Origin of the sequence: Shewanella algae (assembly GCF_009183365.2) — a bacterium.
Classification (GTDB): Bacteria; Pseudomonadota; Gammaproteobacteria; order Enterobacterales; family Shewanellaceae; genus Shewanella; species Shewanella algae.
In genome coordinates this window covers 1,599,232-1,621,885 of record NZ_CP068230.1, presented here as the reverse complement: position 1 = coordinate 1,621,885, position 22,654 = coordinate 1,599,232, and the positions used below count along the sequence as shown (strand labels likewise).

The window sequence follows — 22,654 nt, the reverse complement described above, 5'->3', positions numbered from 1 at the left end:
GAGTGACAACGAAACTATACTGCCCATACCGCAAAAAACCACCAGCCTGATAGTATAATCGCAATATAAAAAGATACAATTCCCAAAAAAAACTAGAAGCCAGAATAAAAACACCATTAATCTCTCACAAATAAAGATTACTTATAAAATACCAATTCACCAAACATGAACCAGTTACAAAAAAATAAAGCATTAAATGCCATGCCACCAACCTCAACTTTATTAATTTTTCACAAAAATTCACTGTACCAGTTATAGCACCAAGGGTAGGCGTTATGCCTCAAACGCAATACTCTCAAGATTTTCAGTTGCTTTACGAGATTGTCTGACGAACAAATATACCAAGTCTTATAACTTTGTTTAGACATAATGATTCCCTGTGTAGGTGTTAGCCTCCGAGTTTTCTCGTGGATTAGTTAAACCAGAGCCCCACTGTTTATTAATCCAATAGGCAAACAATCACAGGAGGCCGACATGTCTAAAGCTAACACACTTTTTATCGGGTTGGACGTACACAAGGAGACCACTGACGTGGCCTGGGTTTCTGATAAGTCTGCTGAGACCGTGCATTACCATGGCACAATCCCAACCAACCTGCGTTCATTCGATAAACTCATTAAAAATCAAACAGTCAAGACCAGCAAGCTCTGTGTTATCTATGAGGCTGGTCCCTGTGGCTTCTGGCTCTATCGCCATCTGTTGCGCCGTGGCATTGAATGCTGGGTGGTCGCGCCGGCACTCATCCCCAAAGCTCCGGGCGACCGGGTCAAAACCGATAAACGCGATGCCATGACATTGGCCAGGTTAGCGCGTAGCGGCGATTTGCACTCTATTTATGTTCCGGATGAGCGGGATGAAGCTATCCGCGACCTTATCCGCTGCCGGGAAGATGCCATGCTCGATTTGCGCCAGGCACGGCAACGGCTGAAATCCCTTCTGCTGCGTCATGGTCATCCCTGCACAGGTCGGCAAAACTGGACCGAGGCCTATCGACGCCACCTGGCTGATATCAACTTTCCGCAAAGTGCTACTAAAATCACCTTTCAGCATTACATTCATATCGTTACCGAGCGCTATGAGCGCTTGCAACGGCTGGAATTGGAACTGCAAAGCCTAGCCGAAAGCTGGCGTTGGTACCCACTACCCGCTGGTGCATCGTTATAGATTGGGCTGACAACTAAGGCTAATGACATTGCGCGCTTCCATTAGTATTCAGGGGCGCAGCGTGGTACTTTATGAACGTACCTTTGAATTCAATGATTACAGTGATGCACCTCGCAGTCATAATGCTTTTTCTGAATGAGCTGGTAAAAGAGCTTCCAAACAGTCACAGTCAGCCAATAGTCACCGATGTTGGCTATCGCAATTCTTGGTTTACTCATCGCCATCCAAACTGGTTAAATTCTAACAGTAACAACAATCCTGCAGAGGGGGCCGTGGTGACATCAGCTACCAGCATTTTGGGGCGCATCAATGGCACTCAAAAAAGTAGCGCCACCCAACGGCAACGAGCAAAGCCAAATACATCGGCCGTGATAATTTCGCCCCTACAAGCCCATTGCCCCGTCATTTACACCTGCACAAGGCAAAAAAGGCCATGAAGCTCGCTGCTACTCAAAAGAAAATATACCGCCCAAGCAAGTTGCCAAAGGAGTAGCAAAGAGCCATGGTTATTGGCAACTCACTTACCACCAAGCATTTCAACTCAGTCCAAGTCACAAAGTTCTACGCTAAACGAATCCAGATTAAAGAAGCCTTTCGAGACTTAAAGAATCCACAATAAAGCATAGGACTGAGGCAGTCCGAAGCGGTTAAATGTATTACTGCGCATCGACATGCTGACTTAGATAGACTTATGGATCATTGTTATCATTATTCTGCATTAATGTTAGCAAAAACACTTCCAAGCCAACACCGTTCGATATCGGCCCGTGTTGTAGATTGTTAGATTGGGGAAAGAAGTTGAACTATCGAATAACAACACAACATTAATGAGGGGCAATGCATAGATACTTCCGTTTCGTTCACACAACTGCTGTTCTAATTATGATGGGTACCCCAGTACTTGACTATTACATAGTATAGATAAGTGAGCCCCAAATTCAGATAGTAAGTATCAAAACACATATTAAACCATACAATCAAAACCAGAAAATGAATTATATTTTATTAAAAAAAGACAAAAAATAAAACTTAATCAAATTAAACTGACGAAATATACGCCTAGGTTGTACAATCAAACGATACAGCCATTCAAACCCATTGTCACGAAATAGTTTCGGCGCTCGTTTTACATTACCAGTATACACGTCATAAGTACCACCAACCCCCATAAAAAAAGCATCTATTTTTTGGGAGCGACATTTATTAATAAATAACTCTTGCCTTGGGGAACCCATAGCAACCGAAACAATCTTAGCCCCACTATTAATAATTTGGGAAATTAAAAAATGATCATCTTCAAAATAGCCATGGCTTGAGCCAACAATATTAGCACAAACAGTATCCTTCAATTTTTTAACAGTCTCATCTATCACTGCTGGAGTACCCCCTATTAAAAAGACAGGTACTTGTCTATCAGCAGCTGAAACCATTAATGATTCCCATAGTTCGCAGCCTGGAATTCTGGAAAATGACTTCCCAGATTTCTTATTTAATAAATTTACAACACCAATACCATCTGGATAGCAGATTTCAGATGTGCACAAGGAGCTTCTTAGGAATTGGTCCTGCCTTGAAATCATAATCTTTTCAGGATTAACCGCCGTCGCTGAAGAGCAGATTCCAACATAATTAGTAACTATATCTTCTACTGCATCAGATAAAGATGGATAACCTGTAATCATAATGCCATCTATAGGGTACTTATACATCACTAATATCCTGAGAAATTTTCCCAAACTTAGTTGTGGAAATGCCTGATTTGATTATTCTTGCCGGATTACCGGCAACAATGCTGTGAGCTGGAATGTTTTTAGTTACAACAGAACCCGCTCCAATAACTGTCTCTCTACCTATATTAACACCTGGCATAACAATTACATTAGCACCAATAAACACATTTTCACCTATATAAGTATCAGTTTTAATGCCTCGGCAAAAGTCATGACTAAAAACTATAGTTCCTGAAGCAATATATGCTCCATCAGCAACATGGATCCCTTTGGGATAAGTTTTATCTAACTTCACTCCTACAGAAATACGGCATTTTGGAGAAATATCCATCTTATACAAATACTTAAAAACAATGTATTTAAAATTTATAACTACCAACCTTAACAATCCACGAACAAAAACCATTGTTAAACATCCTTATACAAAAGATAGAAAGATAAACCATATATAGCCCATGCCTGTCCCCACCGCATATAAGGTATGTTAATTTTATAATGCTTTTTTTTCTGAAACAGAAACATATTTTTATCTCGTGAATAGAATGTATCAAGCATCCATTTATAAACATTTTCTGCCAAATCAGCATATTCTTTATCTTTATCTATATGGAATAAGGTTGAGAAAAACTGACCAGGACAATGTATATCTAGGGGATATACAGAATCATCAAAATAATGACAAGTACCATCATCAGAAAAAAAATTTTCAAGCCAATATTTTTTTGCTTCTAATAGGAAATATTCATAAGAATTATCATTAGTATAATCAATATAACGTGCTAAAGACTCCAATTTAAAACCAGTATGGAAATTATCGCGCCACGATTTTCCAACTTGAATACTATGATCAATTGAACCATCTTTATTAAAAGCAGGAAGGGTAGAGTCTATAGATTTCTTAGCAAACTTCAATAAAATGGGGTCATTAGTATATTTATATACATTTGCCAACAAACGGGTACCTAATAGAGATGCATTATAAACCAAACGATTATCAAGTGGAGAATATGAAAAACCAATACCATCCCCATTACTAATATGGTTTAAATCAAGCCTAACAAATTCGCTACAAGATATTGAAGCCGATAGAAGAGCTGGCTCACCAGTAATATCATACGCACGTAGTAACCCATCAACCACAAATGATGATGCAACAACTGTAGGACACCACCTAGGTAGATAAAATGCTTTTGACTGCCATGGAAAATTATAACCCCAGCAAAAGTTATCAAAATTGGGAGAACGTAACTCTAAAATTCTATTGGAGATATAATTAATCTCTAATAAAAGACTCTCTTTTGACCAACTACCAACCGTAGAAATGTTCTTTAAGCTCAAAAAATCATAAATATTACAATAAGATATTAGAATAAGAGCCAAACCTTTAGGATTTTCTCCCTGTTCGACCAATAAGAGCTTCCGTAAATTAATGGGGGAGTGTTTAAATAACTGTATCCAAGCCATTCTAAACAAGACACTATTAGTAAAAGGTAACACATCAAACACTTTCGAATTAAGTCCGTCATAAGGGTCCCAACCCGAATACATCTTATCTTTACAGCTATTTAATGAAAGTGATAAAATATCTTCTATTTTATATGACATATACAAACTCAACTAAAAATGGGAGTTAATTATTGATTTTAAGTTACGAGCAACTTTCGATGCATAAAAATTATTTTTTGAAAATTCGATATTAAATTTAGATATACTGCTCATAGCATCCTGATGATTTATTAATTCAGTAAGCTTTACTCGAAGAGATTCTATATTTTTCTTCTCACAAAAAAAACCCATTCTACCATCTATAAAGTAATCATTAATACCTCCTTCTGGAGTTGAAACAATTGGCAAACCAAATGCCATTGCTTCAAGAACAGAAGTTGACATGCCCTCTGTATATGAAGGAAGTACGAATATATCTGAATGTATGTAGAAAGAAGATAAATGTTCATGAGGCTGATGCCCCCAGAAATACACCCTCTTGAAAGAAGTGCAATAGCGAACTAGACTATCATATTCCGTACCACTTCCAACAATATGTAGTGATATAGTTTTATCTAAACTAGAAATTAATTTTTCATAAGCATAAATTAATTCCCATACACCTTTAGACTTTACAAGCCTACCAGTAAACAAAAGTTTGACATCAGATGAATCGGATGAAAGAACAGGACTATCAAATATTACATTATTTGGGTTCAACATTTCATCATCAACCTTTGTGGTAGAGAACGAAATAGGCCCATTATATCCCCAACCTCTAAGTGTAGAAACATGCTCTTTAGAAAGTAAAATAATCAAATCTGCTTTCAATATTAATCGAACATATAAAGGCATAGTATTACTTATTAAACTAGAAAAAGTAGGGTTCCAACCATGAAAATGAAGTATAATTTTTTTTGAAAACAACTTACATGCGCACAAATAGATAGATTCACGAACAAGGGATTTTTTCCCAAGTGACGGATTCAGTAATACCACATCGGACAATAAAAAATCTTTTGAAAAAAGAAACTTAATAAAATCAATCAAAAACTGAAAAAATGCATATCTTCGCCCCCCTCTATTACCGATGAAATGAAATGAGAAATCATTTCCCAAATATTTACTTAATCCATAGTAATGATTAGATACACCACCAAGAACATCAAAACTAGGACAACAAACTAAAACTTTCATGAGGAATACAATCCAAATCTCTATCTAAAATTATAAAAAAATATCAATAGAACTATAAAGGGGAAATATAAAACAGTAGCTAATTTGCAAGTATCAATTCTAAAGATGATTAACTTTTGTTGCTGGACTACTAAAGATGACATTACAATGTATAAAAGTGGAAGAATCGGATATACATATCGAAAATCAAAAGTTGAAGCAGCAATAACAAGCATAATTAAGTTAATAAAAAATATAAATAACAGAGGGTAATAAACTTTTAGTCTTAACCTAAAGATATGAATAATACTAAATATAAAAAATAATGATGTACATACTTTCAAAAAATTAGGAACAGTATACATAGCCAAATTACTATGCATGCTTTTATAATCAAAATATGGCAATGGGCCAACAATCCCGACTACAAATAAAATAAGATAATCAAAAAACCCAACATCAGCCTTACCTAATCGATGAGCAGCCAATTTGGTCAAATCTAAAGAAAACCAGCCACTAATAATAGGTCCAATTAAAATGTAAAATGCAAAAACACTTAAAGCTGTTAATAGTGTTATAACAAGATTTATTAATCTCCTATATTTACCTTCATATATCAACCAGAAGTAAAGTAAAAAGCCTGTGATAATAAATAGTGAGTATGGAAGTCTAAAAAAAGAAGTACTAACGCAAAAAGCAACACCAAAAACAAATAATAAGACACTTTTGTATTTAAAAGATGCATAAAACAAAAATACAGAAGAAATCACAAACAACTGAAACAAAGGTTCCTTTAAACCTGTAGCATTATAATATACTATCAAAGGATTAAAAGCGAAAGCACAAGTGAAGAAAATGGCGAATCTAGAACTTAAATTTATTAATCTACAAATAAAATAAACTAAAATGGAAACAATAAATGAAATTGCAACATTTGCAACTTTCATATTAAATATCGAATCACCAGGTATACTGTAAATAATCATGGAGTAAAGAGTAAAACCTAACTCGCCCAGATCATGATTCGTCAATATATCACTAAAAGCATTTCCAAAAGTAAGAGAAGACAAATATCTCGAATATTCATCGTAAAACACAGCGTCTACTGGATCAATACCTAATGGATTCCCAACTATTCCAACAAAATAACCAAATATATAAAATGTTGAAAGAAATTGAAAAGCAAAAATTATTAAAAATAAATCAAAAGCCTTCAAATAAAATGAGATATAAACCAAAATCAAATACATTAACAGGAAAGTCAATTGGTATGTCAGTTTAACAAAACTTTCAAATGAAAAATCACCAGCATACGTAAAAATCACCATTTGCAATGATAAAAATAAAAAAATCATCACCAAGGAGAATTTAATATATTTAGATTCCAATTCAGTTAACATCATTCATGAAAGCCTTTCAAAATAGGTTTCAATTGATTTTCAACTATATATTCCCATGTATTACTAGAGAGTGTTTTTGATATAGCAACTCTATCGAGAGTATTTTTATCAAGAACCATTTCCAAAGCAAGAATTAACGAGTTAACATTATCATCAACAATACAACCATTGGTACTAGTGATATGTTTACAGTTCTCTTTTGTATTTACAGCAATACAATATATTCCATTCAACACATATTCAAATAGCTTTGTAGGTGGTTGTTCCTGATAGAAATCAACTATTGGGTAATAACAAAAACCAACATGACTTTCGCTAAATAGATTTTTACATTCAACATGACTCAACCTTCCATGATAACGTACAACCCCATCAGGAAGTTTGGATATTTCGTTTATAATTACATCTATCTCATTGTTATCTCCAAAACCAACGATATCATAAACCAAGCTCACTCCATTTTGATGTAAGTACGAAGCAGCTTTGATTGTGTCTATAATTCGTCGACCATTGAAAGTGCCGATATAAAATAAGCGTAGAACATCATTTTTTTTGTATCCATCTCGATTCAAGTCAGTAAAAACTTCCGCCCCAAGTGGAAGAATAACTGAATTCTTCAAGTTCAATTTTTTTTTAACACCTTCAGATATAACGCTAACCTCTTTAAAAAACTTTAATTCCAAGCGCATCAAGCCATCAAAAAAACTTCTAATATATTTATTAGCTGATACTGAAAGAGTTCTTACATCACATACCGCTCTATCTTTATAAAAAAATGAAAAAATCGAGCAAAACGGAAAATAAACTAATACGATTTTTTCAAAACTATTTTTACGAAGAGTTAGGAGCGTGTTAGCAAAAAATCTATACGCATTTACAAACTTGCTACCACCTCTTTGAACATAAATAACTCTGATATCCCCCTCAACTTTATCATGTCCAGCATCAAAGCCTAGGTATGTCACATCATATTTATCCTTTAAATACTTACAATAATAATAAGTATCGGAATGATATCCATATTGCGCTTTATTAACGAATATAATTTTTTTCTTCATTGATATTTTTCAACAACAGGTTATAATTTCCCAAAAAGGCTTTTAACGAATAATTTTCATTATAAACGTTAAGTATATCATCACTAGAATAAGGATGACTTTCTAGCATTTTCATTAATTGGAAATCAAATTTTACATCTGAATTAACATCCAAAAACAAAGTGGCTTTTTTAGGTAATACTTTAGCACCGCCAATATTTGTAGTTATAACTTTAACACCAAGTGAATAAGCCTCCAATATAATCAAATCAAAATACGAAACCCTATTAGGCACAATAACGTAATCACATGCTTTTATTAAATCTTGAATATCAGTTCTCCAGCCCAGATCCTGATAATTACTCTTAGAAACCGGACAAATAGGACCAATACCAGCAGAAATAAATCTAATTTTAGAACATAGATTACTCTCTACTAACTCACAAAAATAGTCGTAACCTTTATCTTCATTATACCGCCCAAAGAAGCCTATAACCATATCAGTACTTGTGAGAGATAACTCTTTTCTAATTTCTGATTTCACTTTTGAAGAATATAATTGCCTAACGCCCGTAGGCACTATGTATTTTCGTTTCTTAGCCAATAAGGTTTTAAGGGTTTCGTCATTTTTATAATATGCATCCATCGAACCAAGATCAGGCAAAATAAGAGCATAAGCGCAATTTATTGCTTTTCTTTCTTCTCTCTTTAAAAAATACTCATATATTCGCTGAAAAATTTTACTGTAGCCTGCTTGCTCAACTGCATCTAAGATCTCTTTAGAAGGTTCTTTTGGTGAGTGAATCATCAACAAAAAATCTTTTCTAAAACGACTAAACTTAACAGCATCCGTTACTGAGTGAAATATAGGCATAGATTCATTTGAAAGGCTTTCGTAAAAGCCTGGAGAAAGTCTTCCAAAACGTCTAAATATAGACTTAAGAACCATAATTAAACCGTAATATAATCTATTGGTACTATCAATTTTTTTGCTTTGACTGTTAACTTCAACACGATTGAAAAATACTTTCACCTCTTCAGAATCACAAGCAATTTCATTCAAGTTGAATAAATAGCCTGCTGGACCACCGCCAGGTCTTATATAATTAAAATAATGCGTAAGAGAATTATACATTTTTATACCTAATAGAAAATAACAACAACAAAAGAAGAACCATCAATTCAGTACAGATGACGGTATAAACCATTCCATCAACACCATAGTTAATAATCATTGGATACATTAATAAGCAAGATAACACACCGCAAATAACAATCACTTTAGAAAATAAACTATCATATCCTTTTGCCAGCAAATTATTAACACCGAGCATATTACTTATTGCAATAATAGGAACTATGATGATCAAAAACTTTGCGACATTTACTGAGTCATTGAAATTATCACCATAAATAATTCTTATGACAACATCTGAAAAAATAGCGAAACCTATTACACCTATAACTCCAATTAAAAGTTGCACAAGCAAAACATTCAAAAAAATCTTATTATTATTATTACCCTTAGATATAATTGGATATACAGCTTGCGAAATTGGGCCTAATAGACCTTGGTAACTTCTTACAAGGCGATCGGCTGCAACATATATAGCAACTTCTTTTGCTGATAACATTATCCCTAATAAAACTGCTGCTGCACTTCCGTATAAACTTGAGCTCGCTTTAAAAATGAAAAGCGAAAGCGAGTTTTTTATTCTATATACAGCTGATTTCAAATCAAACTTAAAACATAATAAATATTCAACCATTCCGCCATAACATACAAAAAGAACTAAAGATTTTGATAAAGCGTAGCTTAATAAAGCTGTATTAACATCAAGGACTTTTAATTGTCTAAATAGTAATACTAACATTATAAATAAAAGAGAAGACAACGATTCTACGATAGTTATAAACCTAAATCTTTGCATTCCATGATAGAAATATGTCGGTGTAATACCAATAATAATTACACTAACGACTGCAATCATTGCAGGTAAGTATTCTCCAGAAATACTTTTAAGAACAAATGTTAATATTACTGCAATTACAAGCGCAAATATACTTAAAAGAATCTGCGCATTTAGGATACTATGAATTATACTTCGTAGACTTACATCATCATTAGCCTTTGCAATTTCTTTTGTTCCCGAATACACAAAACCATATTCAACAATTATTATAAGCCATGCAGTTATAGCCATAAAATTTAAATATAAAGAAAATCCTATATCATCTAACACACTAGACAATATAGGAAGCACTAACAAAGGCGTGATTAATTTTACAAAATATAAAAAGAAAAGAAAAATAGAGTTTTTTCTCAACATACTATTTATTTTCAGCTTTTATTTTAGCCACTACATTTAAAGCTGAACGTATAACTTGATGCATGTCGTAATACTTATACTCTGCTAATCTTCCGCCAAATATTACATTTTCGCCCTGGGCTAATTTTCTATATTTCTTAAATAGTTCCATATTTTTAATGTCGTTTATAGGGTAATATGGTTCTCGTCCTACCTCCCACTCCTTAGGATACTCTTCTGTAACGACAGTATGTGGTGTATCTGCTGATTCGAAGTGCTTGTGTTCAATAACTCTTGTATATGGCACCTCTTTTTCTGTGTAGTTTACAACAGCATTTCCTTGAAAATTTTCAATATCGATTTCTCTAGTTTTGAACTCAAGAGAACGATATTCAAGCTTGCCCAGTTTATTATCGAAATATTCATCTATTGGGCCTGTATATATTACATTTACAGCCAAAGAATCATATAACTCTTTATTTTTGAGGTAGTCAACACCTAATCGCACCTCAATTCCCTCTAACATTTTTTCTACCATTGCTGAGTATCCACCTATAGGCACACCTTGATACAAATCTGTAAAGTAGTTATTATCATAGGTAAACCTTACTGGTAATCTTTTAATTATAAATGCAGGAAGTTCTTTGCAATCTCTACCCCACTGTTTCTCAGTATAGCCCTTGATCAATTTTTCATATATATCCCTACCAACTAAAGATATAGCTTGTTCTTCTAAGTTTTTAGGTTCTTTTCCTTCAACTTCCTTTTTTTGTTCTTCTATCTTATCTTTAGCTTCTTTAGGCGTTACAGTACCCCAAAGCTGATAAAAAGTATTCATATTGAAAGGTAGGTTTAGTAATTTCCCTTTATAATTTGCTAATGGCGAATTCGTATAGCGATTAAATGACACAAAAGAATTAACATAATCCCAGATGTCTTTATCATTTGTATGAAATATATGTGCACCATACTTATGGACATTTATACCATTATGTTTCTCAGTATAAACATTTCCACCTGTATGATTTCTCTTTTCAAGCATCAGAACTTTTTTACCTTCTTTATTTAACTCATGCGCACAAACAGAACCAAAAAGACCTGTTCCGACGATTAGATAATCATATTTTTGATTCATAACCACACTCCTTTAGTATCGATAACCCAATCACTTGCAACTTTATTATTTTTAAACTGTTTATGATCAACAAGCATGACATGAATATCTGCTTTATTAAGTGCAGACTCAGTAGATAAAAGCTCAACATTATTAATTGATAACGGTAATTTTTCGATATTGGGTTCTACAGCAACTACCGTTCCTGAATGCATCTCACAAATCTGCTTTGTAATACGAAGCGCAGGACTTTCTCTTAAATCATCAATATCAGGCTTAAAAGCTAAACCGTAACAAGCAACCGTCACCTCTTTAGCAGTTTTAGTTGGATTAGCTTGTAAAAAGTCAGCAATAGCTAACTTAACTTTATCAATTACCCATGCAGGTTTTGCATCATTGACTTTACGTGCAGTGTGTATCAATTGAGCTTCATTTGGAGTTTTAGACACAATAAACCAAGGGTCCACCGCAATACAGTGACCACCAACACCAGGGCCTGGTTGTAAAATATTTATACGCGGATGACGATTGGCTAAAGAAATCAACTCCCAAACATTGATATCTAACTTATCACAGATAACTGAAAGCTCATTTGCGAATGCAATTTGAACGTCACGACAGCTATTTTCAGTTAACTTAGCCATTTCGGCTGTACGAGCATTAGTGATAACACATTCGCCTTGAACGAATGTTTTATAAAGCTCAACGGAACGTTCAGCACAGCGAGAAGACATTCCACCAATAACCCGGTCATTCTCAACAAGCTCACGAACCACATGACCTGGTAAAACACGTTCGGGGCAATGAGCTACGTTTACGTCGGCTTCTTTGCCTGCGTTTTGTGGAAAAGTTAAATCAGGACGAGCCGTAGCCAACCATTCTGCAACTTGCTCAGTCGCGCCAACGGGGGATGTAGATTCTAGAATGACTAAATCGCCTTTTTTCAATACTGGTGCGATTCCATTACAAGCAGATTGAATATAACTTAAGTCAGGCTCAGGAATTTCAGCTTCTTTGCATGGTTTAAAAGGCGTTGGAACCGCAATAAGGAACGCATCTGCAGGTTCGGCTGTAGTAACCGCTTTCAGGTATCCATCTGTAACAGCTGAATGCACAATTATATCTAAATCAGGTTCTACGATATGAATTTTACCCTGATTGATTGTATCTACGGCATGTTGGTTAACATCAACACCAATAACTTTCTTTTTGCGGGAGGCAAACATTGCTGCAGTAGGAAGACCAATATAACCAAGTCCAATGACTGAAATCGTTTCAAATGACATTTTCTTTCCTAAATTCTTATTTAACTAATTCTTCTAAAATTCTTTGGCATGCTTTACCGTCGCCATAAGGGTTATGTGCATAGCTCATTTTTTGGTATGCATCTGCATCACACAGAAGCTCATCTAGATTGGATACTATTTGGTTAACATTAGTACCAACCAACTTAACAGTCCCTGCCTCAACGGCTTCTGGGCGCTCTGTAGTATCCCGCATAACTAAAACCGGCTTACCTAAGGAAGGTGCTTCTTCTTGAATACCGCCAGAATCCGTAAGAATAATGTGTGCTTTATCCATGAGATAAATAAAAGGAAGATATTGCTGAGGCTCAACCAATAAAATGTTATCAACATCACCAAGAATACGATTTACTGGTTCTCTTACATTGGGATTCAAATGCATTGGATATAGTATTTGCACATCAGAATGCATTCTAGCTACTGTTACTAACGCTTCGCATATACGCTCAAATCCACCACCAAAACTTTCCCTACGATGACCGGTGACCAAGATCAGCTTTTTGTTTACCTCGAGGAAAGGGAACTGGGCGGCTATCGTCTTTTTGAGGTCAGTGTCTGAATCAATTTTATCTTTCACCATCAATAACGCATCGATAACAGTATTACCTGTTACGATGATCTTGCTTGGTTCAAAGTTTTCTTTGAGAAGATTCTGCCTTGAGGTTTCAGTCGGCGCAAAATGAAACTCAGTCAGTACCCCCGTCAAACGGCGGTTTGCTTCTTCTGGCCATGGTGAATAAATATTACCTGTGCGAAGGCCTGCCTCTACATGCCCAACAGCAATTTGTTCATAGTAAGCGGCAAGACTTGCTGCGAAGGTCGTTGCTGTATCACCATGCACAAGCACGACGTCAGGCTTAAACTCTTGAAGGACAAGTTTTAGCTTTTGAATAATGCCTGAAGTGACATCATTAAGTGTCTGACCGGCTCTCATCAAATCAAGATCGTAATCCGGTGTTATGTCAAATAATTCGAGTACTTGATCGAGCATTTCCCTGTGTTGGGCTGTTACGCAACACTTTGCTTCAAAACGGTCATCCGATGCTAAGGCGTGAACTAGAGGGGCCATTTTGATTGCTTCTGGCCGGGTACCAAAAACGGTAAGCACTTTCTTTTTTGTCATTACATCGGACCTTTCTATTACGTTCTACCTAGAATTAAGTTGAAACATTAACACTTTAAAATCTCAGTCTTTTAAGTCTAACTGAGACACTGTTCATCCATTTTGAGACAATCGGCCCATCCTTATCCCTTAAAGGGCCTAGATATTGCCGCTTTTTCGAAATTCGAAAGCGCTCCCAACAGGCTATTAATTTCTTTGGTTTAACTTTCTTTTCTAACAAAATGTCTGATAAGAACTATCATCATGGCCAACATACCGCCTAACATAGTACCTAGCACACAAATTAATGCCCGTTTTGGCTTCGCCTTTTCTTCAGGGATAAAAGCTGGATCTATTGTTTTAAAGACATATTCATCCCGCACCTCAGCGAACATGATAGTTTTCGCCTGTTCTTCTACCAGTTTGTAGAGAATAGTTCGAATGTCAGCAACATTAGTAAGTGCTATTTGTTTGTTCAAAAACTCAGTACTACGTGTAGCCTCTACTACATCTCGTTCTTTCATAGCCCGATTAATATCTGCTATCAGCCAATCTATCCACTGTTTTGCTACAAAGGGAGATTGGTGTTCGATAGAGATTGTTACCATGCCGCTTTCTTTGTCTTTATTTACAGAAAAAATCTTCAAAAACTCTTTATAAGCTTCTTGAAGAGAAGGTTTAGATTGGAATGGGAGGTTAACTTTGCGAACCCAAGTTTTGCTCTGACTATTATAAATTTCCTGCTCAAACGATAGCGTATTATCAGCCATATTCCATTTATCAACTGCCATTAGTTCAGGCAAAATTTGATGCTTTTCAATAAAGTCGCCGATAAATTGCCTTGACTTGAGTACTTCAATAGCCAATTGCGTCTTGTCTGTGCCACCTTTGCCGCCCAAGTTGATTCCAGCCATACTGGCAAGGCCACCAAACTGAGAAGCAAGCCCGGCTAGCCCTCCAGCCCCCTGCTCTTCAGATGCTGGGGCTAGAAGTGCTTCCGATTTATAGATATTCGGCAACTTAAGTGCAATAACCACTGAAGCAACGGCAAATACCAGAGTGACTCCGGCAATTAACCATTTCCCTTGCCAGATTACCGAAAAGAGCTCACGGAGATCTATTTCGTCATCTCTCATCGTGTTCACAGCGAACTGTGCATCCGGATGCTGTTGAGGAGTAATTTGTGAAGTCATATTTATGTCTATTTTTATACTGTATTAATTTTGTTCTAGAGCCTGAAGTCACGACTCTAGAACAAGTTTGTTATTAAGAATTACAACCCTGAAATTGTCGCAACAGCCACAGCTGTGTTGTAAATAATCTGTGTGACTTGACTCCAGAGCGTCAGGTTATCCTTATACTCAGTGTCCAGGGGAACTATGATGGTATCTCCTGGTTGCAGATTATCTTCACTGCTAAACCACATGGAGCGCTTCGGCATCATCACAGAACCATCTGCTTTAATCACATAAGTTCTGTCTTCATCTGCACGCTTACGGGCTCCGCCGGACATATTCAGATACTGGTCTAACGTGAGACCTTCCTTATACCTGTGGGTCGATGCATGTTGAACTTCTCCCATAACAGCTATGGTCTGTTTGGTTGAAGGCACGTAGAGGACATCCTGATCTTCGAGCTGAAGGTCGGCTTGGGTAATGCCCACGGAGATAGCAGGTAAGTCAACAACCAGTCGGCCAACAGCTTTAATGCCTTCAAGATCTTTAAGCATCAACTGAGCATCTGCATAGTTGACCACATTGCCATCTTTGGAAACGCCTCGAGTGGCAATATCACGCCGAAGTTGATCAGCCAGTTTTTTGATTTCCATCTGCTCTTGTTTGCGAACAGACTCACGCACAAACACGGCTGATGGAAGATAAGCGTATTCAGTAAAGCCGCCAGCTCGTTGAATAACATCCTGTAGTGTTTCGCCGCGGCGGATGTTATATACGCCAGGGAACTTCACTTCACCGCGTATTTCAACAGTTTGATGTTCCTGCCAATCAGGCGTAGTCATCACTGTCAAGATATCCCGCCCTTCAAGAGCCAGATCAGCTGCTTTGTTACCTTGTAGAGCCGAAGTCAGATCTACAGTCTTATGCACTATTGATGAACCAGTAGCATCTGTAATCGTGCGGGTTAACTCTGCTCTGGCTGTGTAGGCACCTTCCTTTAGGCCGCCAGCGGCTTCAATCAAAGAACTGACTGAAGCATTGACACTTAAAGGATACATACCTTCGTGGCGCACTTGGCCGCTGACAGCGACTATTTTAACGCTGCTGCCTGCGCGAGCCTGTGCGTTAAGTTTGCTGATAACCGGATACAAAAGCTCACTGCGGTTCATCATATAGCTGTACTTTACCAGATCTCTATCATCGAAAAGATTGGTAAGCATCTTGCTCACTTCTGCAGTAACAGCTTCCTGTTCAGCCTTTTGTGCTTCTTCTAATTCGGTATCACCGGTCGCTCCATCATTAACTACGACGCCGGCAAGTTCAGTACGCTTGTTGAGGCGCTTGTTTTGCAGGTCGCTGAACCCCGCCTTGAAAAGATCTGAACCCAGTAACGAATCGCCGGTAAGGGAAGTAACCTTAGCAACTCTTTCTTTAACCAGCTTGTTCAGCTCATATCTGTTGATGCTGTCATCGCTAAAGTTAAATATGATCAACTTATCTCTTGGTTGCAGCGCCAGGTTCTCACCGACGTCCTGATGCACTATTGCTTTGCCAGGTGCGAATTGATAGATCTCAATATTGCCATAATCATCTACTTCACGAAGCAGGATGGCGTAATCTAGATCTGCTGAAATTTGTAAATCGGACCAAATAGACTTGAGGATGTCATTGACTTTTAAGCCTTCATGCCATTGATATTTCCCTGGCCGAACCACAGCACCAACCAAGGTAATTGCATTATCATATTGGCCCGAGGTGCCTTTAACTCGAATAACATCACCGGCCTTGGCAAGCGTTTTTTGCCCTTTAGCAGACGTCAAATCAACCGTGAGCAGCGACTTAAGCCCCTGGTCATTGTAACGCTCAACCACACTGCCTTTAGGATAAGAACCCGGTTTAGCCCCGGCAGCCATATTAACGACATCACCAAGGGTTTCTCCCCCTTTGAGCTCATAAATTGCCGGACGGCGAACTTCACCGGCCACGCTGACCAGGCCACCTACTGGAGGAATGAAAACCACATCACCAGATTGCAGACGCATATCGCCGGAGGCATCGCCGCGCATCAATAAATCATAAAGGTCAAGAGTACCAACCAGCTTACCACCACGCTTGAGTTGCACTTTACGTAATGAACCAATTTCGTTGACGCCGCCGGAGACAAACAGCGCCTGTGTCATGGTTGACAGGCTGGATACAGTATAAGAGCCTGGTTTATAGGCATCACCGGCCACAAAGATACGGATAGAACGCAACTCTCCCATGGTGATATTGGATTCAATGCCTATCATCTGATGCTTGATGCGCTTTTGCAGCGTGTCTTTGGTTTCCGCAAAGCTCAAACCCGCCACACTAATTGGGCCAAGCTCAGGGAATTGCACTGTACCGTCACGGTTAACAGTAAGAGTAAACTCCCGATTATCTTTACCGAAGAGTTGTACATTCAGAGTGTCTCCAGGCCCCATAAGGTATTCACTGGGAACAGGTACATCTGAAACTGGGGCAAAAGTGCTGGGTTCACCTTCAAACAGAGAATAGCCAAATCGTTCTAGCTCTGCCTTGTCTGCCGCAGCGGTAAAATCCAAGCTGTGCTTATCTTGACTGCGGCGATTATTCAGCTCTCGCCCTTGGCCATTTTGATATTGCCAATTTTCTTGATCATTACCTTGAAAATTCTGCTGTCCTCTGGGGTAAACCAACTGTGGGTTTTCCAGTTTCTGACTGCCGCTGTTACTGCTACCTCTAAGCATGGCGGGATCAATACCATACTGTTTGGCTAACCTTTCCTGCTCAGCACGAGGCAAATTTTTGAATTGTTCAATCATCTGAGGAGATGGCGTAATTGCCTGAGCTTGCGAGCCAAGCAAAGCCAGTGCTCCTATACTCGCTATGATGAGTTTTTTGGTTTTCTGTAACACCAGTTGTCTCCGTAATGGTGAGTAACACTAAAAATCAAATGAACCTTGCAACAACAATAAAAACCGGTTCGGGTGTAGTAACGCCCCCAACCAGGCCTTCATCTCAGGTCAATGTTCCCCAAAAGTGGATTCTGTATATCAAGCATTGGTAATTAGATAGGACCTGTTGCCATCTGGAGAATATAGAAGTTGTCCATACTGATAGCTTCAGACACAACTGTTCCTAATGGCGCCCAGACGGCTTAGGCGTTCACTAAGAATATGAAATTATTCATATTCTTATCTTTCAGACACGCTACCGATCCGCGTGGCGCCCAGAGGGCTTCGGCGTTCACTAAGAATATGAAACTATTCATATTCTTGTCTTTCAGACACGCTACCGATCCGCGTGGCGCCCAGAGGGCTTCGGCGTTCACTAAGAATATGAAACTATTCATATTCTTGTCTTTCAGACACGCTACCGCCCATGGATTTCGGCCTCCAAACTGCCCTTTGCAATGCAAAAATTTATATTTTTTAGTAAGTTAAGAATGTCATTCAAATAAAATAACATTCCTACCCTGTACCGGCTCTTACTTTAACCGGGGATTATACCCCACACCAAGATGTGACACAGATCGAAAAACGCTCAACTCTCAGAGCACCGAGTAATTATTCAATTTGTATTCTAAAACAAGGATGGCTTGTCCAACCAGAATCCATAACAAATTGATTTCCATACAAAACGAAATACGGTTTCAAGATTAACAAACGTTGGATTTGTGTAACAATGGCAAATGTCTCACATACCAGATGGCTGATTACGCACATACAGCTCTGATTGCACTTTGTTCAACTGTGATGCTCTTATGCTGGCCAAGGAAGGTGAACAATACCTTGCAGCGGGTATCACCACACTTCTCTGCGAAAATTCCGTCAAAGTCTGCGAATGGCCCTTCGGTGAACTGTATTTTATCACCAGACTGCAGGGGCTTTTCTGTGATCAAAGGCGTAGCCAATTCACGTTGTTTGAGCTGAATGATCAGTTGTTCATCTATTGGCAGTAGTTTCTCGCGGCAGTTGACTAAATCAGCAACACCACGAGTAGATCTGAGCTGACGAACACTGGTCTGCTCAGGATCAAACTTGATGAATATATAGTTGGGGAACAGAGGTTGCTTACGAACGACAGTCTTGTTTTTCTCTTTTTTTTCGCTCCGCACCATCGGCAAATAAGTCTCCAGCTCTTGGAGCGTTAGATTCTGTTGTGCCCTCACTTCGCTGCGAGGTTTACAGTACAAAAGGTACCAGGCCTTCATGGTGTTCTCACTACTTGGTTTCTGTCGGGTGACGTCCTATCACAGCGGGCAATCATATCAGACATGAGTTTGCGATTGAAAGCGAATTTCAGACCACGCCTTCACCCCACTTTAGTCTAATTGAAATTGCGAACTATTCCAGCACAGCTCCGACCACTACCAGCCTAACAATTGTTCACAAAGCAGCCGTCTCGGGGGGCTAAAATTGACTTTGTTGCTGAATCCAGAGTATATAGGGTGGGCTTTGTTGCTTTTGATGAACAAATTACAATACAGAAAACCAAAGCCTCAATCACAGCGCATTAAAAGATATGCCCATAACACTTTACAAAACAGTGTGATGTTAACGGCAATACAGCTGGGATAAAAACAATCGCTTTCTGTGTCGACTTTTGTCACACGGCCAATTAACAATTTAAGGTGGAAGACTTCATGAGCTTAGCAAAACCCAAGGGGACGATGCTCGGGCATCCCAAGGGATTGTTCCTGCTGTTTACAACAGAGCTTTGGGAACGATTCAGTTATTATGCGATGCGAGCCATTCTGGTTCTGTATCTGGTTGATCAGGCCAACTCTCAAGGCGGTGGACTGGGTTGGACTCAGGCCGATGCACTCTCACTCTATGGTACCTTTACCGCGTTGGTTTACCTTACGCCTCTTATCGGCGGCTGGCTCGCGGACAACTACCTCGGACAACGTAAAGCGATTTATATTGGTGGTGCGCTGATGGCTATAGGCCAGTTTACCCTGGCAACGCCTCACAGCATGACTCCCGGCCTTGAAACCATGGTGTTTTACATAGGTCTTGGCACTCTCATCATAGGTAACGGTCTGTTTAAGCCTAACATTTCAACTATGGTGGGCGATCTGTATGAAGAAGGTGATCATCGTCGCGATGGCGCCTTTACTATCTTCTACATGGGTATCAACTTAGGTGCGGCGCTTTCTGGTTTTGTCGTTGCCTGGGCCTATACCAACTTTGGCCATAAAGAAGTCATCGATGGTGTTGAAACTACCATCAACAACTGGCAAGCAGGTTTCATGTGTGCCGGTATCGGTATGGTATTGTCGCTGATTATTCAATTCCTGTTTGCCCAAAAGTTATTGGGCGACATAGGTACAGTACCTTCTGCCAAGCTTGAGCGTGAAAAAGACTTGGCCCGCGGCCAGGTACGTAAAGAACCACTGACCAAGGTAGAACGTGACCGCATTAAAGTGATCATGGTGATGGGTCTGTTTACCATCATCTTCTGGGCGGGTTTTGAACAGGCCGGTGGCTTGATGAACCTATTCACCAATGAGTTTACCGACCGCTTTATCGGTGCCTGGGAAGTACCGACAACTTACTTCCAGTCGCTGAACGCCATTTTCATCGTGGTTTTTGCCCCGGTTGTTGCTTCTATCTGGATCCGCCTGGGTGATAAAGAGCCTAACTCACCGGTGAAATTTGCCCTTGGTCTGGTTCTGTTGGCTATCGGCTTCCTGTTTATGATTGGTGCCGTACTGGAAATGGGTGGTGACGCCTCAGCCAAGTCCAGCATGTGGTGGTTGGTTGGTGCCTACTTCTTCCACACCATGGGTGAGCTTTGCCTATCCCCTATAGGCCTGTCTATGGTAACCAAACTCGCTCCTCTGCGTATTGTATCTCTGATGATGGGAGCATGGTTCCTGTTTATCGCCATGGCCAACAAGATAGCCGGTGTAGTCGGTTCCTTTATCGGCCACGGCGGCGAGAAAGAAGAACAGCTGGCCAACGCCATGTCTATCTTCTCCGGCATTGCCATCACCGCTGCTATTTCCGGCGTTATCCTTTATTTCATGGCTGACAAGCTGGTTGACTGGATGCACGGTGCTGAAAGCAAAATCCATGATCATTCTGAAGAAGAAGCTCTGGAGCAGGAAATGGCTGTAACCGGCGAGCACGAAGCCATTAAACGCTAATTCTGATATATACAAAGAAGGCTGCAAAATCTGCAGCCTTTTTTATTGGAGTTTTTCACAGTTTTAAGTTCAAGCCAATTAAGCCTCAGTTTGAAAACCAGAAGGTGCTTTCTCTCACTATAAAAAATGGCACTCTTACAATGTCGATACAAAACTAAAAGTAGTGAGACAAGCATTAGGGAAGGTGCGAATAAGTCCTCGTGGCACTCTCTTTTGTAGAGAGTGGCTTGCACAGCAATTGGCATTCAAGGCATCTGAGTGAAGGCATGCCGGGGCCTGTCGAAGTCGGATAACGCAGAGAGCCGGTTGTTGTGAAAGCCCCGAAGGGCCTGGCTTACAGGCCTGCCTGCTGTGTTGTGCTTCTTGCTAAGGATTAAGGCCATTAAAAGGCCAGTTGCAGGAATCCACCTTGAGGTATTTTAGGGTTAAAAGTCAGCCCCAGGAATTTATCTTGCTGAAGCAGTTGTCTGTGCTCTGCCTCACTGGTAACAATGCAGAGCCTTTCACCTGGCATTAAACTCCGGAACTGAGTCGCCGGCTTGCCCCACTCCAATAACCCCAACTGCAGTGAATCTGCCAACGCCAGAGGTGTAAGACCATCCTGGTTACGAATGTAGCATCTCAGCCCCCTGCCCGCCTGGGCAATAGCCGCGCGATAACTATCAAGCTCAATCGCGATGTAAATCATGTCGCAATAGAGATCCAGCCCCGACTTGACCAAACGATCATTCAAATAGCTGAGCATATTGAAAGGTTCTATCACCACAGAACTGACACCGTTGCGATTCAGTTTCAGCTTTTGATTGACGAAACTACGCATCAACACGCTGGCAAAGGCGGCCCTGTTGTCTTCCGGGTGAAAGTGGGCCATGTACATGATGAGGTGGTTATTCCCAACCATAGCCGAGTCGATGAAGTAAGGGCTTACCTGCTCATGTTTGAACAAGCTATAGTCCAACCTGGCCTTGGGATATTCAATACGGCTTGCGGGGAATAGCTGTTGCTGTACACACCTGGCCGCTTCAGCGTTTTGCTCCAGCAGTGCCAGGTTTTCGTTCAACTCCATAAAGGAGAGCTCTTCCACATCTCGATTAAGAGTATTTTGTTCCTGCTCAGGAGCCGTAAGACACTGATTAATGGCGAGCTCTATGCTGTAGAGATCCGATACGGGTTTAACCAGATAGTCACTGGCACCAATCCGCAGCGCCTCGACAACATCGGCCATAACCTGGTTTCCGGAAATCACAATGGAAGGAATAGCAGGGTTGATACGCGACATGGCTTTAAGCATTTCCAATCCCCCCATTCTGGGCATGGAGAGATCGGCTACAACTACATCATACTTTTGGCTTTTAAAGCTTTGCAGTCCTTGTTCACCATCCTCGGCTTCAACAACATTGGCACCTCTCCCGGTAAGAAAGGCGGCAACGATATTGCGAAAGACGGGATCATCCTCAACCAGCAGTACATTGAGACTGTTCAGCGCCATGGTCAATTCCCC

17 protein-coding genes are annotated in these 22,654 nt (G+C 39.4%); 2 read left to right on the top strand and 15 right to left on the bottom strand.

Going from position 1 to position 22,654, the window contains the following annotated elements; translation table 11 throughout:
* Positions 1 to 474 precede the first annotated feature (474 nt).
* Positions 475 to 1,164, top strand: coding sequence for an IS110 family transposase (locus E1N14_RS07255; protein ID WP_152134881.1), 690 nt, complete (start codon positions 475 to 477; stop codon positions 1,162 to 1,164).
* A gap of 995 nt (positions 1,165 to 2,159) precedes the next feature.
* Here E1N14_RS07255 and E1N14_RS07250 read toward each other — a convergent pair.
* The 14 genes from E1N14_RS07250 to rfaH all read right to left on the bottom strand — a co-directional run bounded on the left by E1N14_RS07250 (position 2,160) and on the right by rfaH (position 19,212).
* On the bottom strand, positions 2,160 to 2,873 hold the full coding sequence (locus E1N14_RS07250; protein WP_025011100.1) for a WecB/TagA/CpsF family glycosyltransferase: 714 nt from the start codon (positions 2,871 to 2,873) through the stop codon (positions 2,160 to 2,162).
* A complete protein-coding gene (locus tag E1N14_RS07245) occupies positions 2,866 to 3,300 on the bottom strand; it encodes an acyltransferase (RefSeq protein WP_025011099.1) in 435 nt (144 codons plus the stop codon). Before E1N14_RS07245 ends, E1N14_RS07250 begins: the two co-directional genes overlap by 8 nt.
* 2 nt (positions 3,301 to 3,302) lie before the next feature.
* Positions 3,303 to 4,499 (bottom strand): glycoside hydrolase family 88 protein, encoded by a 1,197-nt coding sequence (locus tag E1N14_RS07240; RefSeq protein ID WP_082813113.1) that lies wholly within the window; start codon positions 4,497 to 4,499, stop codon positions 3,303 to 3,305.
* Positions 4,500 to 4,511: 12 nt separating this feature from the next.
* Positions 4,512 to 5,576: a glycosyltransferase family 4 protein gene (locus E1N14_RS07235; RefSeq protein WP_081782960.1), complete on the bottom strand. Its 1,065-nt coding sequence runs from the start codon at positions 5,574 to 5,576 to the stop codon at positions 4,512 to 4,514.
* 20 nt (positions 5,577 to 5,596) lie between these two features.
* On the bottom strand, positions 5,597 to 6,958 hold the full coding sequence (locus E1N14_RS07230; RefSeq protein WP_025011097.1) for a hypothetical protein: 1,362 nt from the start codon (positions 6,956 to 6,958) through the stop codon (positions 5,597 to 5,599).
* Positions 6,955 to 8,013, bottom strand: a complete 1,059-nt coding sequence (locus tag E1N14_RS07225) for a glycosyltransferase family protein (protein ID WP_062793621.1) — start codon at positions 8,011 to 8,013, stop codon at positions 6,955 to 6,957. The genes E1N14_RS07230 and E1N14_RS07225 overlap by 4 nt, the downstream gene beginning before the upstream one ends.
* Positions 7,988 to 9,127: a glycosyltransferase gene (locus E1N14_RS07220; protein WP_037437225.1), complete on the bottom strand. Its 1,140-nt coding sequence runs from the start codon at positions 9,125 to 9,127 to the stop codon at positions 7,988 to 7,990. The genes E1N14_RS07225 and E1N14_RS07220 overlap by 26 nt, the downstream gene beginning before the upstream one ends.
* Positions 9,120 to 10,322, bottom strand: coding sequence for an oligosaccharide flippase family protein (locus tag E1N14_RS07215; protein WP_062793622.1), 1,203 nt, complete (start codon positions 10,320 to 10,322; stop codon positions 9,120 to 9,122). Before E1N14_RS07215 ends, E1N14_RS07220 begins: the two co-directional genes overlap by 8 nt.
* 1 nt (position 10,323) lies before the next feature.
* Entirely contained in the window at positions 10,324 to 11,436 is a 1,113-nt protein-coding gene (glf, locus tag E1N14_RS07210; RefSeq protein ID WP_025011093.1) for a UDP-galactopyranose mutase, read from the bottom strand.
* Positions 11,433 to 12,701, bottom strand: coding sequence for a UDP-N-acetyl-D-mannosamine dehydrogenase (wecC, locus tag E1N14_RS07205; protein ID WP_025011092.1), 1,269 nt, complete (start codon positions 12,699 to 12,701; stop codon positions 11,433 to 11,435). The genes glf and wecC overlap by 4 nt, the downstream gene beginning before the upstream one ends.
* A 16-nt stretch (positions 12,702 to 12,717) precedes the next feature.
* Positions 12,718 to 13,842: a non-hydrolyzing UDP-N-acetylglucosamine 2-epimerase gene (gene wecB, locus E1N14_RS07200; RefSeq protein ID WP_025011091.1), complete on the bottom strand. Its 1,125-nt coding sequence runs from the start codon at positions 13,840 to 13,842 to the stop codon at positions 12,718 to 12,720.
* A gap of 200 nt (positions 13,843 to 14,042) precedes the next feature.
* Positions 14,043 to 15,014: a Wzz/FepE/Etk N-terminal domain-containing protein gene (locus E1N14_RS07195; RefSeq protein WP_025011090.1), complete on the bottom strand. Its 972-nt coding sequence runs from the start codon at positions 15,012 to 15,014 to the stop codon at positions 14,043 to 14,045.
* A gap of 80 nt (positions 15,015 to 15,094) precedes the next feature.
* Positions 15,095 to 17,914: an SLBB domain-containing protein gene (locus tag E1N14_RS07190; protein WP_062793623.1), complete on the bottom strand. Its 2,820-nt coding sequence runs from the start codon at positions 17,912 to 17,914 to the stop codon at positions 15,095 to 15,097.
* Between the two features lie 800 nt (positions 17,915 to 18,714).
* Positions 18,715 to 19,212 (bottom strand): transcription/translation regulatory transformer protein RfaH, encoded by a 498-nt coding sequence (rfaH, locus tag E1N14_RS07185; RefSeq protein WP_025011089.1) that lies wholly within the window; start codon positions 19,210 to 19,212, stop codon positions 18,715 to 18,717.
* Between the two features lie 432 nt (positions 19,213 to 19,644).
* Here rfaH and E1N14_RS07180 point away from each other — a divergent pair, with 432 nt between their 5' ends.
* A complete protein-coding gene (locus E1N14_RS07180; RefSeq protein ID WP_025011088.1) occupies positions 19,645 to 21,153 on the top strand; it encodes a peptide MFS transporter in 1,509 nt (502 codons plus the stop codon).
* A 382-nt stretch (positions 21,154 to 21,535) separates the two neighbouring features.
* Here the strand turns inward: E1N14_RS07180 and E1N14_RS07175 are convergent, their stop codons facing one another.
* Positions 21,536 to 22,642 carry a response regulator gene (locus tag E1N14_RS07175; RefSeq protein ID WP_025011087.1) on the bottom strand — a complete coding sequence of 369 codons (1,107 nt, stop codon included), beginning with the start codon at positions 22,640 to 22,642 and terminating at the stop codon, positions 21,536 to 21,538.
* Positions 22,643 to 22,654 lie beyond the last annotated feature (12 nt).